Below are 16,866 nucleotides of genomic sequence, written 5' to 3'. Positions count from 1 at the left end.
AACGAACCCCCAGCTCAACCGGGGGTTCGTCCGTCTTCAAAGCCGTAACTTCGGGTTAGTGTGCCAAATCCCGAACCAGCAAGCCCTCTACCAGCGCAGACGCCACGTCGACCCTGGCAATCCCCTCCGACCTGTGCAAGTCAGGTTCGGCGGTGAAGATCCGGTTTTGCAGCCTTGCCGCGGATGCACATTCATCTGTTCGGCCAGCCCGCCGGTGCAATAGGAACCATGCCGGTACCGCCAGCGCAGATCCACAATCATTTCCGCGTCGACCACTCGTCCGCCTGGCCTATCGGGATATTGATGTCACGTGAGGGGGTAGTCACCCGCCCATCAAGCGGGTGGGTCGTAGTGCACCCCGCGCACTCACCCATCCACTGTGGAAGAACCGACATTATGACCCATCGGCCCTGTCGCGGTCATCCTCACGGCCTCGACGATCCCACCGGCGAGGCCGAACACCACTGAACGGCTTCGTCGGGCGTTTTAGCCTCATTGATCCAGGGTGCGGAGACTCCACCTCGGGCACCTCCGTGAACGCGTCGGCGAGGTTACGGTGACCGCAACCTCGCCGACTGCCCGTCCGGATGAACGGATCATCCGCTATCTGTGTCAGCTGGCTACGTCAGTTCCCGGCGCGAGCTTGAACGATCGTGTTGCTGGGCGTTCGAACGCCCAGCCGTGACAAACAATGCCGTGAAGACCTGCGGACCCGCCGGCGACCACGATGTTGAAGTTGTCGGGAGTGTTAGTCATTGGGACCATGTTGCCCGGTAGGATGTGGCTTTGATCGGTCTTGCCCTGCGGGGAGTTCACCGTGCCCTCGATCAGTTCCTTCTGAACTTCCTTCGAGAACTCGCTCAGCGGGACCTGGCTGCGTTCCCAGAGAAACTGCCGCACATCCGCAAGGTTCGTGAAACCGTCCCTGTACATAATGTCGGCCCAGTTGCCGTTAATGATCACAGTCATCGGGGAGCAACCCACAATGATCCATGAGCCGGCGGTGGTCCTCATACTGGTGGCGATAGAGTTGAGATACGACTCGCCGGTCTGACTCCAGATATCGCCGATCTCAAGGAACGAGTTGGCACTCAGAGCCGTTACACAGTTCTCTTGGCTATCGAACCCTCGCTGTACATGAAGTGGGCCCCAGGGGTTTCGCTCATCCCACTCGCCGATGCACATCGTGTATCGCATCGGTGAGCCGTGCACCGACTTGCTGACGACGCTTGGGATTGACCCCGCTATGTTGATCATGACTAATCGCAGTGCCCTGCCGATTGTGGCGTTCGCGCGGCCACCAATTCCGAAACACTGGAACTGATAATTGATCCCGAGCGCATCGCGGGCGGGACCGTTGACTACCAGGAGTGGAGTGATGGGATTACTATTCACCGCCATATCACCGAGTCTGAAAACCGGATCTGCAGCCGCCTCCACCGCAGCCAGAACGGCAGGGAAATAGTCCGGCCGGCAACCAGCCATAACTGCGTTGGCGGCAATCGCTTCCACTGTGGCCACACCCCCGCGCGGGGATAAGACCCCGATCACTTCATCCGAGGGACGATCAACAGTTTTCAGCATCGCCTCAACCCGCTCGGGCGTCGGCGGAATTAGCGGGAAACCGTCCCCAAGATTCTCTTTCTCCGCGAATTCATAGAAACTTTCGGCAGTGGCGTCGCTAGGAAGTCGGAGTACAGCTGATGTCACGGGTTCTACCTCTCCCGGCCCCATCCGGAACCTTAGAATTGACGTACGAAGAGTGTGAACTGCACCGGACGCCTTTGAGAATCAACGCGCAGCGTGCCGGTCAGTACTCTTCACGGGGATAATTAAGCGCAGGAAAACCGGGCGGTGCCCGAAGTTTCCGCTCGCGTGCGGAGTGCAGGTTGCGAATATTGCTAGGACGAGGCGAGCTGCGTGAGCGCGGCCTCCACATCAGCAACTCGCTCGTCGGCGATACTGATGATCTCGTCTTCCGTCATAACTTCGTAGGCTGCGGGGAGTGAAATCACCGGCACATGAGCTTGTTTCTTGTACTGCAGAGTCTTCTCGGCCAGCGTTTGGAAGCCTGCAGTCACGATGACCACAACGGGCAGCCCCCTCGCTGCAAGCTCCGCGGCGGCGGTGGCCACGCTGTTGGTGCAAGACCCGCAGTTGCCAAGTCCGATGACCGCAGCGTCAACACTGCTAGCAATCTCGTCGTAGCGCTCGGGGAGATACGGGCGGTCGTCCTGCCACCGCCGGTGCTCGATCTCTTTGCCCGGACCGTCCAGGTATGCCTCCAGCCGCTCTCGGTAGTACGTCCACGAGCGCCACCCCCCTTGCGTGACGACTGCGAGCTTCTTCCCCTGCAGGCTCGGCAAGCCCGACACCGCGACTCCATCACCGTCTGCGGCCTTGCCGCGCGGGTCGATAAGCGTGAGGTAATCGGATACTGCTACGTCACGACTTGGGCTGTCCACAACGCTCATATTGTTCTCCATTCCGATGGCGGAAGCCCCCCGCGGGCTAACAAACCATCATTAGTAATGACCTCTGACCAACGCTACACTCGTCCAGATCCTTCGTCCATAGAGTGACGAAGTTCACGAAAGTCGCCCTGCGCCCCTGCATGACACCCATAAGCAGCCCCATCCAGAGATTCGGCCGGGAGCGGCGAACGCGGCCTCCTGCCAGCACTCTGTGCCCGGAAGGCGCCTCTGTAACCATTTTGCACTCAGGGACTGGACACCGCCGGCTCCGGGAGGCCCCTGTAACCGCGGCGGTGTTGACGCCTTGCCCTGTCAACCCCTGCCCGGCATTCGGCCACGGGGTTGACCAAGGCGAATGCTCTCATTCAGGCCACGGCTCGCGGTTGGCTCGTGACATACGCTAAGTACCCGAACCCGACCGGTCGCTCCTCGGTAGTTACAGACGCCCCCAACATGACGGCGTGGACTCTCACCTCGTGTACGTCCTCTGGCACGTATTCGGCCATCGGAGCCCTCGACCTGGAGTGGACGACTGTGGACCGGTACGGACCACCTCGCCACCAGCTCTCGCGATGCCGACCGGAATCAGCGCCAACCTACGCCCGGCAGCACCCACCGCGCGCAAATGCGCGAAGCCACCTCAGAATGTTGCGATGGGGTTGACCGCGCTGCCGGAAGTGGCTTCAAACCGAATTGGGGCGGCCGACAGTAGGAAGTCCCACTGTTGAAGGCGTTCCGCAGTCTGCGCGCACTCGTAGAGATCGCAATGATCAATAAGCCACAAACCCATGGCCGACTGCCCCACGGTGTGAATCGGGAGAGGTATCGTGTCGTATCCAGACGGCAGAGTATCCTGCCCGGTATCGCAGCCCACATAGGCGACGTCGCGTTCGCGTAGCCACGGCAGACAGGCTGCGTGCCAACCCGGCTGGCCATCTATCCCCGAAATACGTCGATCCGTCTCACGGCGCATACGGTCGTAGCCCGTCCGCAGCAAAACCGCATCGCCGGATTGAACTACGACATTCTGGCGCTCCTCCGCAGCAGCAAGATCTTCCGGAAAGATTGGTTCGCCGAGCTCCAGCCAGTCGACCCCTCGCGCCTTGGGAATATCGAGAAGAACGCCACGTGTCATCAGGCCGGCCGAAGCGACATTGACGCTACCGAATTTGATCCCGCCTTCGGCGTCGACCACGTCGACGACCTCCCGGGCGTTGTAGAACTTACCGTCCCAGAAGATATGCGAAACCGCATCTAGGTGCGTGAACGCAGCATCGTGGCAGTCGTAGCGCACCTTCTCATTGACACCTCCCCATCGGTGTTCCTCCGGAGGGAAGTGCTGCACTTCCGTGTCCCGCGTGGTTGAGTCGGTAGCGGTCGCCACATCCCACGCGCATGAAACACTGATCCCATGCCTGGCGGCCGCGATTCCACGCAACCGCGCCTCCGGGGTGATGAGGTTTAGAGTGCCGAGTTGGTCGTCCAGTCCCCAACGTCCCCAGTTCGACAATTTGGTGAAGAAGCCGAGGACATCGTCGGTAGTCGGCGGATGCTGTCGTGAGTACACAAATGCTCCTAAAGAAAGGTCGTCAATCCACCCGTAACGACGAGTCCTGGCAATGACGATCGGTGAGCTGCGGTCTTAGCCTGGTGACCGCGTTGTCCAACCACCATCAACCGGCAGGTGGACTCCGGTTATGAAGCGGGCCTCATCACTGGCCAAGAACAAGGCAGCCCTCGCAATATCCCAAGGATCCCCGGCGTGGCCGAGCGCGCTTTGCTCGCCGAACGGATAACTCTCGACGTCAAAACCTGCGTCCTGCATCGTCTGACGGCGTACCGGAGTATCAATCATGCCCGGCGAAACGGTGTTCACCCGGACACCATCGCGCCCATGTTCATTGGCGACATCGATTGTGAGGCCCAATAGCGCAGCCTTGGAGGATGCGTAGGCGGCCTGACCGCCGGAGTTGGCGCGGATCGAAGCCACAGAACCAATGTTGACAATCGAACCACCACCGCCCGCGATCATTACAGGGAGGGCGGCCCGAGTCATCATGAAGGGGCCAAGAGTGTTTACTGCCAACACTTTCGAAAAGAGCTCGGCTGTTGTATCGGCAACACCGGCGAGAGGAGTGTACGCAGCATTGTTGACCAATGTGCTGACCGTCCCATAATTATCTCGGGCTGCTGCGACGATCGTTTCACACGTGTTCTCATCGGAAATGTCGCCGGCTACAACAATGGCCTCGCCACCAGCCTCGGCAATCATTCGCTGCGTAACCGCAGCGCGATCTTCGTGAAGGTCAGCGAGGACCATACGTGCACCTTCGCGAGCGAAGAGCAGCGCGATGGCCTGTCCAATGCCGATGCCCGACCCACTCGAACCGGCTCCAACGACAATCGCAACTCGATCTTTCAGTCTTTCAAGGGAAGTCAATGTTTGTCACCTTTCACTTGCGTAGCTATTAAGAGGTGCAGCGATCCCAGCCCGATACTGTTGTGACAGAATGCTGGGTGGAGCTGCGAAACCGAAAGGCCATGGCGAATAGACGGTATCGACCCATCCTGAGCCGATGGAAGGGCAAGCTCAAGGGACCATCGTGTGCTAGAGGGTGTGGACGCGACGGCGACGAAAGAGCCACTTGTCATCAACCTTGACCAGTTCATCCTTGTAATAGCCAGCCATGGTGATCTCGCTCCGATCTTCTACTGACGTGACGAGAGTGAGATAGCACTGCCCGATTGCCCCGACTGCAGTCGGGGCAATCACGAGGTTACTATTCACATGCCAGACCCTGGCTGTGTCACCGCCTGTAATTCTCTGAGCGAGCTCACGCAAAGCCGCACGTCCTCTCGTTACTGACGTTGGCGCGTCAATCGCAGTGTCGCTTTCAGCCAGCCCGAGTTCACCGTCCTCCGTGAAGCAGTCGAGCCAGGCGTCCACATCATGCAGGTCGATCGCGAACGCAAAGCGGGAGTACAGCTGCTGGATCTGAAGGTGGTCTTCCAGCGTCAAAGCAGTTATTGCAGTCGACTCGTTCACACGCAACTCTCCTTGGTCCTCATTTTCCAAAACGAACGATGGGCTGCACCTTCGATGCCGACGTAAACGGCGTTCCGGTCCGTCGCGTCGCTATGACCTTGAGGTAGGACACTTCGATACGATGTGGTCGACCACATACACCCAACAACCCATTACAGGTGGCACCGACGATCTCGTCCGCGGGGGTTCATGGGACGACAGCGCCGGCTCACGGCTCGCCGGGCCAGGCTCCCTTTCGAGAGCCGATTACGAAGGCCTAGTGCCCATGTTGGCCGCGACTTGCGTATGGCGCCGTCAGACGGTGGCTGCTACTGGTGTAGATGAGTCTTTGCGAGCTGCCAGGTAGTGCTGTGCATCCAATGCGGCGGCACATCCCGATCCGGCCGCAGTAATGGCCTGTCGGTAAGTACGGTCGACCAGGTCGCCGGCCGCGAAGACTCCATCCAGATTTGTCCGAGTACCGTCATAGGTCACGACATAGCCGTCATCGTCAAGGTCGACCTGTCCCCGGACCAGATCACTGCGCGGATCGTGGCCGATCGCGACGAAAAGTCCCCCAAACGGGAGCTCACTCTCGGCACCGGTCGTGCTGTCCCGCAGCCGCAGTCCGTTGACCGAATCATCGCCCTGAATCGCAGTTACCTCAGAGTTCCATATCCACTGGATCTTCTCGTTGGCATTGGCCCGATCAATCATGATCTGGCTGGCTCGCAAGGAACTACGCCGGTGAATCACCGTCACCGACGTCGCGAACCGAGTCAAGAAGTCGGCCTCCTCCATTGCGGTGTCACCACCGCCGACGATCGCGACATCCTTGTCCCGGAAGAAATACGCATCGCAAGTCGCACACCACGACACGCCATTTCCGGAGAGTTCGTCTTCGCGAGGAATCCCGAGCTTGCGGTATGCCGAACCCATCGCGAGGATTACCGCATCAGCAGTCCACTCGTCCGTGGAGGTGCGCACGATCTTGATCGAACCAGTGAGGTCGACCTCGGTAACGTGGTCGCTGACGAGTTCAGCCCCGAACCGCTCAGCCTGGGAGCGAATTTGCATCATCAGTTCGGGTCCGGTGACACCTTCAGCCGCCCCGGGGAAGTTCTCGACCTCGGTGGTGTTCATCAGTGCGCCGCCGAACTCACTGCCCTCGAATAGTAGCGGCTTCTGATCCGCGCGGGCCGCGTACAGTCCTGCTGTATAACCGGCCGGACCGGACCCGATGATGATGACACTTCGGTGATTAATCACGATTCTCTCGCTCCGTTCAAAGTTTCGAAATCTTCATGCCCAGAGGTCAGACCTCGCCGGGGCTCGGATGGTGCGCTAACGCCTCTGGCGTTGAAGCCGGGATCCGTCTCGCGCACTACGAATCCATCGTCACCAGCTCAACGACCTTCAGATCGAGCGGGCAACTCGTCTATGAATTCTGTCCCCTTCGTTCAAGGCATCGATCCGCTCCAAGTCGATGAGTGACAGCTCCCAGGATCGGCGTTTGAGCGTGGCTCTTCTCCAGTTTGTCCCTCAGGATCGGAGTGTATCCAACTTCGATCCTTCGCATTCCACTCTAGACTAATGATTATTCGTTAGTCTAGAGGTGAGGGTAGGAAATGTGGCCCATCGCGAGTCAGGGCTCGAGCTCGGTGAGCCGCGGTTCTCGCACGGACGGCGTCGTCCGTCGGTCGGTCGGTCGGTCGGTCGGTCGGACGAGGAGAACGATGAAATCGCCACCAGGTCCAGCGTAAGGGCGGTCGGATAGTGCAATGCATAGGCGACCGCGGGCGGGCGATGATGCGCGGGGCCATTTGCGCCACATGAACAGCTCGAGGAACATGATCCCATCAGATCGACCTGGCTTGAGGTCGCGGAGAGCGTTACCGCCGGCAACTGAGGCTCTGCGTTGGTTCGCTCCGGACAGGCTTCAATGCGCTTTAGCCGTCGACTACCAACAGTATCGATCTGCCGATCTCTTGACCCCGTTGCTGCAGCAACGTTTGCGGCAGACCGCCAGGGTTCGGCGAGCCAACGTGAGCGGCGCCTCGTAGCGTCCGCGGCGGCGACGGCCCCTGACTGTGGCGCATTTCCGTCGCTGCCAAGTCCGTGTCCTACCGATTTGCGCCACAAATCATGCCAAGACTGCGCCGGCACGAGTGCGGACCGCAGATCAGTTCCGTATCGCACGAGGCGAATCGTGGCCTCGTGCGGTCAGTCTTGCGAGATCGCGGTCCACGCAGAATCTGCGGCGGCTGAGGCGATGGTGCCGGATCGAACGGGGCCGTGGCGGACTGCCCGTTCCTCAGCAGGGCAAATCGATCGATCCCGCCAAGGAGTTCGGCCGTCACCGTAGTCGGAGGACTCCGCCGGTCCATGCACGAACTCGACGAGAGGATTCACAAGAGGACCCGTGTGGATCCCTCAGCGACGGACGACGACAATCACAAATCACTGATGACCGTGCCGCGCTCATTCGCGCCGATACTTTACATGGCTGATGCGCCATGGGACGCCCGGGTTGCGCCGGCATCTGGCAGAAAGAGGAGCATGCAGCCTTCCCGCACTGCCGCCAACTGACATTGCTGTCGGCCGAGCTGCATTCCGCTTCCGCCTACGACCGCATCATTACAGAATCGGCCACCATAGCGGACCCAACGCCGACTTGAGAGTCACCGAAGTGACTCGTGCCGACCTTTTCATGGGCGGATCCGGCCGCAGGGCTCACGGACGTCCGGCTGCTTACGCAGGGTTCTCCACGCCATACATACCTATACCCCTATACCGCGCTCCTTTTGACAAAGAATTCAGGTTGCCCTGGCCACCTTGGCCGGCATAGCGCCCTCCCCCTCCGGCACTAGCATCACCTCCGACGAAGGCATGAACGGTATTGGACGAAAATCTGCAGCGCCTTCTGCTCCGACGATGCCCAGCGCGAACCTACTGTATCGGTCGGCGATATCAGCCGCCGACAATAGGCCATCCTCACGGAACCACCGGGCGACGGATACACACATCTCACGAATCGCAAAGGACGCCACCTTCGGCGAGTCGACAGTAAAGACTCCCTCGTTCTGCCCATCGACAATCAATTGACGGAACCCACGTTCGTGTCGACGCCGAATATCCTGTGCTACAGCATGGTCAGGATCATGCAAGTGAATTGCCTCCTGATTGACGATCAACGCCTGGCGCCGGTGCGTCGCGTGCCGGTAGGCGTACGCCGCGGTCGCGGCACGCAGCCGCTCGATGGGATCGCTGTTCTCTGCCAGCACGCGCTCAAAATCGCGGACAACGTAATGGAGCGTCTGGAGAACGATCTCGCTCAACAGCGAACCCTTCGACTCCATGTGGTTGTAGAGGCTTGGGGTTCGTATACCCAACTCCTGCGCGATCTCCTTCAAAGAAGTTCCGTGGTATCCGCGCTCGGCGAACAGCGAAAGCGCTGCCTCTCGAACGTCGTCCTTCGTGACCGGCGTAGCGGCCACCGACCGTCCGGCCCCGTGCCGCTTCATGGCTTTGCCTCTTTCAACTCCACGGTCGCCTCCATGCACACCGACCTGAACTCAGTCGACAATCGTCGAGCTCTATCGTGCATACCAACCAACACAGCACGCCGTCCGTCCGTCCGTCGTCCGTCCGTCCGTCCGAAGAATGACGTTGGACCGTTTCGGGCAGTGCTGGTCGGACAGGCCGACGTTGTTCAGTTTGCGACGGCATTGGCACAAACGTCATATCCGCACGCAGGTTCACTGCATCGACTCCACCGGCTGCGTCCGCACGTTCACCGATATTCACGTACTGATACGCATCCTTGTCGAGTGCGGTGTTGGCCGAAATGTGGGTGCGGAAGAGCTCACCAGTCGAGATGTGCGGCATGCCGTCGGTGACCGCGAGCGACTGTTCTTGCGCACCGTTTCTTTCATCTGACTGACCGCGTAGGACAAATCGCATGGGCCGACCCTTCGAATTCAGTGGCGGCGTGTGCGTTCCCCTCACACCGCCGGGTGGTCCGAACCGACCCAGGCAGCCGGGACGGCACATACTAATGATAGTTAGTATAGTCGTGAGATCGCTCGCCCGTCCAGGCGAGATGGTCTGACGGAACTCGGTCCTCGCTATTGATCCAGGAGATTTTCCGAAAATGCCGATGCTCATCATTCATGCCGTGATTGCGTGCGCGAGTCTGATCGCGCCCCGCGCAATCCAACGAGTCCTTACGAATATCGCCGTGGCACGAGCCGACGCAAGGTGGCTAGCGACCGTAGCGAGCGAAGATATGGAGCCTCTAGACCGTCGTTGCCCTGACGACAGACTGGGCTGGGCCGACAGGGCGCCCTTTCGGTAGATGACCACCGGCTCGCAACCCATATTGTGTCGGTCAAAAAAGAATCGCTGTATACGATGCTAGTGCGTGACGGATTCGGGGCGAGGTGACGAGCTAATTTGACCGATGACGAGCGTGGCCGTGCGCTGGGCCAGCTGGAATCTCTCCCGATTACGCGGGTGAGAGCGGGCATCGCAGATGCACTGTGATCTCCGAGAACCATTTGCGCCATCGAGCGATGGAATTCAGGCAGTCTAATCGCGATCGATCACGCCGGAACCACCGAACTGGACGTCCACCTCGTCTGAGCCCGGATACACCGATCGGTTGGGGTGGAGAGCGAGTCGTAACGACGAAATGCCCTGCCGTAGTGGAAGAATCGATCTTGTCTAGGGATCAGTTCACACCACACCGGAGGGCATCTCGCAGATGCAACTATCTCACACCCGGCCCGTCGCCGCGGCAAGGTTCGACGACCCGAATCTGATGTCGACCGCGGGACTTGTCCCGGTGATGGCATTGGCCCAGGCCAGCGGCCTGCTCACCCTCGCCGATCAATACCTGAGCGTGCCGACCGACAAAGGTGCCCACGCCGGCTACAAGATCGGGTCCCTGATCGGTGGGATGGTCGCCGGCGCCGACAGCATCGCCGACCTGGCACTGTTGCGGCACGGGGCGATGGGGACCGTCTTCGACCGCCCCTATGCACCGTCGACCCTGGGATCGTTTCTTCGCCAGTTCAGCTTCGGACACGTCCGGCAACTCGACGCCGTCGCCTCGCGGTTCCTGGGCAACCTCGCCGAGAAGACCCCACTGGTCCCCGGCATCGACACCGGGCGAGTCCTGGTCGATATCGACGATTCGATCATCGAGGTCCACGGCCACGGCAAACAAGGCTCCGGCTACGGCTACTCCGGCGTGCGCGGACTCAACGCCCTCATCGCCACCGTCACCACCGAGACCGCTGCGCCGGTGATCGTCGGCCAACGCCTGCGCCGAGGAGCGTGCGGCTCCGCACGCGGGGCCGCACGGATGGTCTCCGATGCGCTGGCCACCGTCGACCGGCTGCGTTCCCAGGCCGGCGGGGCGGACGGCCACGGCGCGTCGAAGCCCCTGGTCCGCGGCGACTCCGCTTTCTACGGCTATCCCACCATCGGGGCCGCGCTCCGCGCCGGCGCCGATGTCTCGGTGACCGTGCGCCTGACCTCCACCATCAAACGTGCGATCGCCTCCATCGGCGACGACGAGTCCGCGTGGACGCCGATCGAGTACACCGACGCCGTCTACGACGAGGACACCGACACCTGGATCTCGCGTGCCGAGGTCGCCGAGATCCCGTTCACCGCGTTCGCCTCCCAGAAGAAAACCCACCAGATCCCCGGGCGGCTGGTGGTGCGGCGTATCCCCGACCTGCGACCACCCAAGGACCAGGGTCAGGGCACGTTGTTCGACGTCTGGCGGTTCCACGCCTTCTTCACCACCACCGACCCCGACGACCTCGACACCGTCGACGCCGACAAAACCCACCGTCAGCACGCCGTCATCGAACAGGTGCACGCGGACCTGAAGAACTCCGCACTCGCGCACCTCCCGTCGGGCCGGTTCACCGCGAACGCCGCCTGGCTGGTCTGCGCGGTGATGGCATTCAACCTCACCCGCGCCGCCGGTACCCTCACCGGCGATCCGAAGCTGACGAGGGCGACCACCGGCACCCTCCGCCGCACCATTGTCTCGGTCCCCGCCCGCGTCGCCTCCTCGGCGAGACGGTTGACGCTGCACCTCCCGCAGAACTGGCCGTGGGAAACAGCGTGGCGCAACCTGTTCGACAACACCTTCGGTCGCACACAGCCGATCCTCGCCTAACGCCCGCGATACCTGCCCGCCCTCGACGCAAAAGCCTCAGTGGAACAACCCGACACGAGAGGTCGGACGCTCAACCATGCCCGCACACCGTCCCATGCCACCCAACGAAACTCGCAGCGATCAGGCCAGCGAATCGGTGCATCCGGGCTGAGACAACCTCGCACCCACAAGACTCCACCACCATCCGCGCCTCACAGCAGCGTCACCCGATTTCGACTGAATCACCTCAGCCGGATCCTCTTTAACCAACCAAGTGGGGCACAGGTTTCCTCATCTCCCAACTGATCGGCCACAGCAGTGTTCAGCGGGTGTTGGGCATTGGAAAATGGCCTCACCTGGGTCGACCACTGGACCGAGAACGCAAACGCTTCGTCGCTAGTCCGCAGAGAAAATCGGCGATCCCCTCGCCGAATCCTAGCGAAGGTCTCAAAGTCCACGGAATCAGACGGCGCGGATTCCGTGTTGGCGACATACTGGCCGCATGGGTGTAAACACACTTCCTCCCGGCGCTGCGTGTGCGGATTTGGATAGTGTTGTCTGCGTTCGAGTGTATGAAGCTTTCGGCGCTCCTCAGGGTGTACACGTGAGGGAGGGCTTCTGTCATTGAGATGACATGCGGTGGTCGAGCCGTCATACGGAGTGCACGGTCGCATGCGGCGCTTCGCAATTTCGAGCATGAATTGGCGATTGGCCCCCGCGAAGCGGGTTGCCCGTTCGACCTTCACGCGCAGCGACGATCTCTGCAGCGATGGAAATCGCGGTCTCCGCCGGCGTTCGGCCCCCGATGTCGAGTCCGATCGGTGCGTGCAGCCTGTCGAGTTCGATGTCGCCGAGGCCGAGCAGTCGAAGTTCCCGCTCGCGGTTCAGACAGGTCCGGCGCGATCCCATTGCACCCACGTAGCCCACATCGAGTCGGAGGGCACGCTCGAGCAGGGGTATGTCGAATTTCTCGTCGTGTGTCAGAACGCATAATGCTGCCCTCGAGTCAAGCTGCTGCGCTTGCAGATACCGGTGTGGCCAGTCGACGACTATGTCGTCCGCCTCCGGAAACCGCGCTTTGGTGGCGAAGACCGGTCGTGCGTCACAGAGCGTGACGTGATAACCCATGAGCTTTCCCACCTGGGTGACTGCGCGGGCAAAGTCGATCGCTCCGAATACGATCATGCGTGGAGGCGGGGCGAAGCTGTTCACGAAGAGCCTGATGGGTGCTCGGCAATGATCCCCGGCGCCGCATTCGATGATGGTGCTGGAGCCAGCGCTCAGCATGCCGGCCATCCGGATCTCGATGGCACGGTCGAGGTCGGCGTCGCCGGTGGATCCGCGTAGCACTCCGTCGAGGTACATGTATGTCGTGTTGAGGCTGTCGAGCGAGGTAGCGAGTGCTACGGGTGTCTGTGTGGACACGGAGTGGTGCACTTGCTCCAGCATCCGCGCAAGGAGGGGTGTGTGGGGGCTGATGATGACCTCGATGGTGCCGCCGCATGTCAGTCCGGTCGCGAAGGCGTCGTCGTCGGATACGCCGAATCGCTGGTAGGACGCCTTGCCGCCTGTGATGACGTCGTGTGCGATGTCCACGACGGCTGCTTCGATGCACCCACCGGAAATACTGCCGACCACGGTGCCATGTTCGGAGACGGCCATCGCGGTGCCCGGGCCGAGTGGGGCGCTGCCGAATGTCTGGACGACGGTGGCGACCGCGTAGGTGATGTGCTCGCGGTTCCAGTTCACGAGTTGATCGAGTATCTCGCGCATGTGGCACCTCCTTTGGTGACCTACTGAGGTAGACTAATTAACATTCGTTATAATGAGCGTTTGCCCCAATCCGGGACCTGTCCGGTTCGGCGGCTGAAAAGTTGAGGATCATGACTGACTACATCGATAAGCGTTCCGCGTCCGTGCCGTCTGTTACGCGTGCGGACGTGTTCGATGCGGCGTTGACTCTGTTCGCTGAACGTGGGTACCACGGCACGTCGCTCAAGCAGGTGGCGGAGCGCCTGGGCATCCGGACACCCGGTCTGTATAACCACATGGAGTCGAAGAGTGCGCTGTTGCGTGAGATCGTCCTCGGCACCCTCGACCACGTTGTGGCGAACTTCGACCAAGTGATCGCCGAGGTCGAGGATCCGGTGGAACGGCTGCGGGCGGCGACTGAGGTCTATGCATTGCACCATGCCACCCACCCGAGGGAAGTACTGGTGGTCAATCAGGACACTTCGAGCCTCGACGAACCGGAGCGAACCACGGCGCAACACATTCGCCGAAACCACGAGCGGGCGTTTCGGCAGATCATCATCGACGGTCGGGAGGTGGGCGTCTTCGCCGTCGAGACTCCGAAGCTCGCGTCGTTCGCGATCCGCGAGATGTGTGTGAGTATCGCGCGCTGGTTCCACGTGGGCGGCGAGTTGACAGCCCAGGAGGTGGCCCGTCAGTACAGCGAATACGCCTTGAGCATGGTGGGCGCCAAACGAGCATCGGCTCGTGGCGCGTGGAAGCCGGCCGCCGCGCGCTGACGGCGCGGCGACCGGCTTCCGGTGTCTCAACTGGTCAGGCATAGGGGTCGGCGACGCCGACGTACCGGGTCTCGAGGTATTCGTCGATTCCCTCGAAGCCGCCTTCGCGGCCGAGACCCGATTGCTTGACTCCGCCGAAGGGTGCGGCCGGGTTTGACACGACGCCGACGTTGATGCCGAGCATCCCGGTTTCGAGTTCCTCGCTCATGCGGAGGGTGCGGGCAGTATCTCGGGTGTAGACGTAGGCGACGAGTCCGTATTCGGTGCTGTTGGCGACCTCGACGGCGTGCTCTTCGTCACGGAAGGTCGTGATTGGGGCCACGGGACCGAAAATTTCTTCGTGGAGGATACGCGCGTCCGCACTAACTCCGGTCAGCACCGTCGGGGCATAGAAGTAGCCATTGCCCGGGACGGGCTGACCGCCGGTGACGATGGTGGCACCGTTTGCTGCGGCGTCCTGGACCAGGTTGTGAACCTTGTCCCGGGACTCTTGGTCGATCAGTGGGCCGAGTTGGGAGTCCTCCTCGCTACCCGGCCCGACGACCAGGCTCCGCATTCGGGCGGCGAGCTTGGTCGCGAACTCGTCCGCGACGGATTCGTGCACGATGAACCGATTCGCCGCGGTGCACGCTTCGCCCATGTTCCGCAGTTTCGCGACGATTGCACCTTCTACGGCGGCGTCGACGTCGGCGTCGGCGAACACGAGGAACGGCGCGTTGCCGCCGAGTTCCATGGAGGTGCGCAGCACCTGCTGCGCCGAGTCCGCGAGCAGTCGCCGGCCGACTTCGGTCGATCCGGTGAACGAGAGCTTCCGCAGCCGGGGATCTGTGATGAGCGGTGCGGTGACCAGCCCAGCGCGCGAGGTGGGAATGACATTGAGCACCCCGGGCGGTAGCCCGACCTGCTCGAGGACCTGCACCAATAGCAGCGTGGTCAAGGGTGTCAGGGTGGCGGGTTTGACGACCATGGTGCACCCGGCAGCGATCGCCGGGGCGATCTTGCGGGTCGCCATGGCCAGCGGAAAGTTCCACGGAGTGATGAACAGGCAGGGGCCCACGGGTCGTTTGTGGACGAGCAGCCGGGTTTTTCCGTCGGGCGCAGCCGCATATCGACCCGACACCCGGACGGCCTCCTCGGAGAACCAGCGGAGGAACTCGGCGCCGTAGGTCACTTCGCCGCGTGCCTCGGCGAGCGGTTTGCCCATTTCTAGGGTCATCAGGAGCGCGAAATCGTCCGCTCGCGTGAGTACGGCGTCGAATGCGGCCCGCAGAAGTTCGGCGCGCTCCCGAGGGGCAGTTCGTGCCCACCCCTTCTGGGCCGCTGCTGCGGCGTCGAGAGCGGCGGCCCCGTCTGCGACGGTGGCGTCGGCCACGACGGCGAGTTCTCGACCGGTCGCCGGATCGTGCACGGGGAATGTGTTGCCCGTTTCGGAGGGGCGCCATTGGCCGCCGATGTACAGTCCGGCCGGGACCGCTTCGAGCAGTGCCTGCTGGGTTGTCTGGGTGCTGGTCAATGTTTCCTCACTTCTCGTCGAATATGATGACTTGCCGGATGGCGTTGCCGTCGGCGAGTTGGTCCATGGCAGAGTTGATGTCCGACAGTGCGATCCGGGACGAGATCAGCTTCTCGACCGGGAGTTTTCCTTCGCGCCACAGCTGCGCATACACCGGAATGTCGCGGGCCGGGACTGCGGAGCCGAGGTAGCTGCCGATGACGGTGCGCGCGCCGGCCACCAGACCGAGCGGCGAGATCGAGGACCGGGCGTCCGGGGCAGGGAGTCCGACGGTGACGGTGGTGCCGCCGGGAGCGGTGGCAGTGACGGCAGTTTCGAAAGCGAGCGGGTGTCCTGCTGCCTCGATAACGATGGGGGCCTGGATGTTCCGTTCCGCGACTTCTTGGGGGGTGTAGGTGGCGGAGGCGCCCAGTTTCATTGCCTGGGTGAGCTTGTCGGGGTTCGAATCGACTCCGATCACCTCTCCCTGGCCGAGGGACAGCGCAGTGATCAGAGCAGCCATGCCGACACCCCCGAGCCCGACAACCAGGACGGCTTGCCCTTGCTCCGGGTGGCCGGCATTGATGACGGCACCGCCACCGGTCAGCACGGCGCATCCGAGGACGGCGGCGATTTCGGGTGGAACGTCGTCCTCGACCGGTACGACCGAATGTTGGTCGACGACAGCGTGCGTAGCGAAACCGGAGACACCGAGGTGGTGTTTGACGTCGACGCCGTCGCGGTGCAGGCGGATACCTCCGTTGAGGAGGGTTCCGGCGTTGTTCGCCGCACTGCCCGGGATGCAGGGTAGTTTTCCGTCGGTTCCGCATCCGGCGCAGTCGTCGCAGCGAGGCAGGAAGGCCATGACGACGCGCTGACCGACTTTTAGATCAGATACACCGTCGCCAAGCTGTTCGACCCGGCCTGCGGCCTCGTGGCCGAGCAGCATGGGGATCGGCCGCGGACGGTTACCGTCGACGACCGACAGGTCGGAGTGGCAGATTCCGGCCGCTTCGATGCGGACAAGGACCTCGCCCGGGCCGGGCGGATCGAGTTCGAGCTCGGCGATCGAGATCGGTGTGGAGTTCGCGTACGGCCGTGGACGGCCGCTCGCCTCGAGAACGGCTCCGCGAATCTTCATAGTGTGATGCCCTTTCTTCGGCGTC

The 16,866-nt window shown here is 61.8% G+C and carries 13 protein-coding genes; 3 read left to right on the top strand and 10 right to left on the bottom strand.

Going from position 1 to position 16,866, the window contains the following annotated elements:
- Nucleotides 1-612: 612 nt before the first annotated feature.
- The 7 genes from P3H15_RS37055 to P3H15_RS37025 all read right to left on the bottom strand — a co-directional run bounded on the left by P3H15_RS37055 (nucleotide 613) and on the right by P3H15_RS37025 (nucleotide 9,023).
- A complete protein-coding gene (locus tag P3H15_RS37055) occupies nucleotides 613-1,710 on the bottom strand; it encodes a hypothetical protein (RefSeq protein WP_276141806.1) in 1,098 nt (365 codons plus the stop codon).
- Between the two features lie 191 nt (nucleotides 1,711-1,901).
- A complete protein-coding gene (locus P3H15_RS37050) occupies nucleotides 1,902-2,474 on the bottom strand; it encodes a hypothetical protein (protein ID WP_276141805.1) in 573 nt (190 codons plus the stop codon).
- A gap of 640 nt (nucleotides 2,475-3,114) precedes the next feature.
- Nucleotides 3,115-4,041, bottom strand: coding sequence for a cyclase family protein (locus P3H15_RS37045; RefSeq protein ID WP_276141804.1), 927 nt, complete (start codon nucleotides 4,039-4,041; stop codon nucleotides 3,115-3,117).
- Nucleotides 4,042-4,116: 75 nt separating this feature from the next.
- Nucleotides 4,117-4,914, bottom strand: coding sequence for an SDR family NAD(P)-dependent oxidoreductase (locus tag P3H15_RS37040; protein WP_276141803.1), 798 nt, complete (start codon nucleotides 4,912-4,914; stop codon nucleotides 4,117-4,119).
- A 168-nt stretch (nucleotides 4,915-5,082) separates the two neighbouring features.
- On the bottom strand, nucleotides 5,083-5,520 hold the full coding sequence (locus P3H15_RS37035) for a nuclear transport factor 2 family protein (protein ID WP_276141802.1): 438 nt from the start codon (nucleotides 5,518-5,520) through the stop codon (nucleotides 5,083-5,085).
- Nucleotides 5,521-5,814: 294 nt separating this feature from the next.
- Nucleotides 5,815-6,768: a thioredoxin-disulfide reductase gene (gene trxB, locus P3H15_RS37030; protein WP_276141801.1), complete on the bottom strand. Its 954-nt coding sequence runs from the start codon at nucleotides 6,766-6,768 to the stop codon at nucleotides 5,815-5,817.
- A 1,547-nt stretch (nucleotides 6,769-8,315) separates the two neighbouring features.
- On the bottom strand, nucleotides 8,316-9,023 hold the full coding sequence (locus P3H15_RS37025; protein ID WP_276141799.1) for a TetR/AcrR family transcriptional regulator: 708 nt from the start codon (nucleotides 9,021-9,023) through the stop codon (nucleotides 8,316-8,318).
- A 139-nt stretch (nucleotides 9,024-9,162) separates the two neighbouring features.
- Between P3H15_RS37025 and P3H15_RS37020 the strand changes: the two genes are divergently transcribed.
- Nucleotides 9,163-9,438: a hypothetical protein gene (locus tag P3H15_RS37020; RefSeq protein ID WP_276141798.1), complete on the top strand. Its 276-nt coding sequence runs from the start codon at nucleotides 9,163-9,165 to the stop codon at nucleotides 9,436-9,438.
- Between the two features lie 826 nt (nucleotides 9,439-10,264).
- Nucleotides 10,265-11,698: an IS1380 family transposase gene (locus P3H15_RS37015; protein ID WP_276141796.1), complete on the top strand. Its 1,434-nt coding sequence runs from the start codon at nucleotides 10,265-10,267 to the stop codon at nucleotides 11,696-11,698.
- A gap of 630 nt (nucleotides 11,699-12,328) precedes the next feature.
- On the opposite strand, the gene P3H15_RS37010 is transcribed toward P3H15_RS37015, so the two are convergent.
- Nucleotides 12,329-13,450, bottom strand: coding sequence for an XdhC family protein (locus P3H15_RS37010; RefSeq protein WP_276141795.1), 1,122 nt, complete (start codon nucleotides 13,448-13,450; stop codon nucleotides 12,329-12,331).
- A gap of 110 nt (nucleotides 13,451-13,560) precedes the next feature.
- Here P3H15_RS37010 and P3H15_RS37005 point away from each other — a divergent pair, with 110 nt between their 5' ends.
- Nucleotides 13,561-14,208, top strand: coding sequence for a TetR/AcrR family transcriptional regulator (locus P3H15_RS37005; RefSeq protein ID WP_276141794.1), 648 nt, complete (start codon nucleotides 13,561-13,563; stop codon nucleotides 14,206-14,208).
- Nucleotides 14,209-14,242: 34 nt separating this feature from the next.
- Here the strand turns inward: P3H15_RS37005 and P3H15_RS37000 are convergent, their stop codons facing one another.
- Complete coding sequence (locus tag P3H15_RS37000; protein WP_346348817.1) at nucleotides 14,243-15,691, bottom strand: NAD-dependent succinate-semialdehyde dehydrogenase; 1,449 nt, start codon at nucleotides 15,689-15,691, stop codon at nucleotides 14,243-14,245.
- Between the two features lie 37 nt (nucleotides 15,692-15,728).
- Nucleotides 15,729-16,841, bottom strand: a complete 1,113-nt coding sequence (locus P3H15_RS36995; RefSeq protein WP_276141792.1) for an alcohol dehydrogenase catalytic domain-containing protein — start codon at nucleotides 16,839-16,841, stop codon at nucleotides 15,729-15,731.
- Between the last annotated feature and the right edge of the window lie 25 nt (nucleotides 16,842-16,866).

Source organism: Rhodococcus sp. T2V, assembly GCF_029269925.1.
Lineage (GTDB): Bacteria > Actinomycetota > Actinomycetes > Mycobacteriales > Mycobacteriaceae > Rhodococcus_F > Rhodococcus_F koreensis.
The sequence above is the reverse complement of the archived record's forward strand: the minus strand, read 5'-3'. Positions and strand labels throughout refer to the sequence as shown.

What these genes read in the sequence shown, in the direction of transcription:
- P3H15_RS37050 (WP_276141805.1), bottom strand. Translation starts at nt 2,474, where the DNA reads ATGAGCGTTGTGGACAGCCCAAGTCGTGACGTAGCAGTATCCGATTAC.
- P3H15_RS37025 (WP_276141799.1), bottom strand. Translation starts at nt 9,023, where the DNA reads ATGAAGCGGCACGGGGCCGGACGGTCGGTGGCCGCTACGCCGGTCACG.
- P3H15_RS37020 (WP_276141798.1), top strand. Translation starts at nt 9,163, where the DNA reads ATGACGTTGGACCGTTTCGGGCAGTGCTGGTCGGACAGGCCGACGTTG.
- P3H15_RS37015 (WP_276141796.1), top strand. Translation starts at nt 10,265, where the DNA reads ATGCAACTATCTCACACCCGGCCCGTCGCCGCGGCAAGGTTCGACGAC.
- P3H15_RS37010 (WP_276141795.1), bottom strand. Translation starts at nt 13,450, where the DNA reads ATGCGCGAGATACTCGATCAACTCGTGAACTGGAACCGCGAGCACATC.
- P3H15_RS37005 (WP_276141794.1), top strand. Translation starts at nt 13,561, where the DNA reads ATGACTGACTACATCGATAAGCGTTCCGCGTCCGTGCCGTCTGTTACG.
- P3H15_RS36995 (WP_276141792.1), bottom strand. Translation starts at nt 16,841, where the DNA reads ATGAAGATTCGCGGAGCCGTTCTCGAGGCGAGCGGCCGTCCACGGCCG.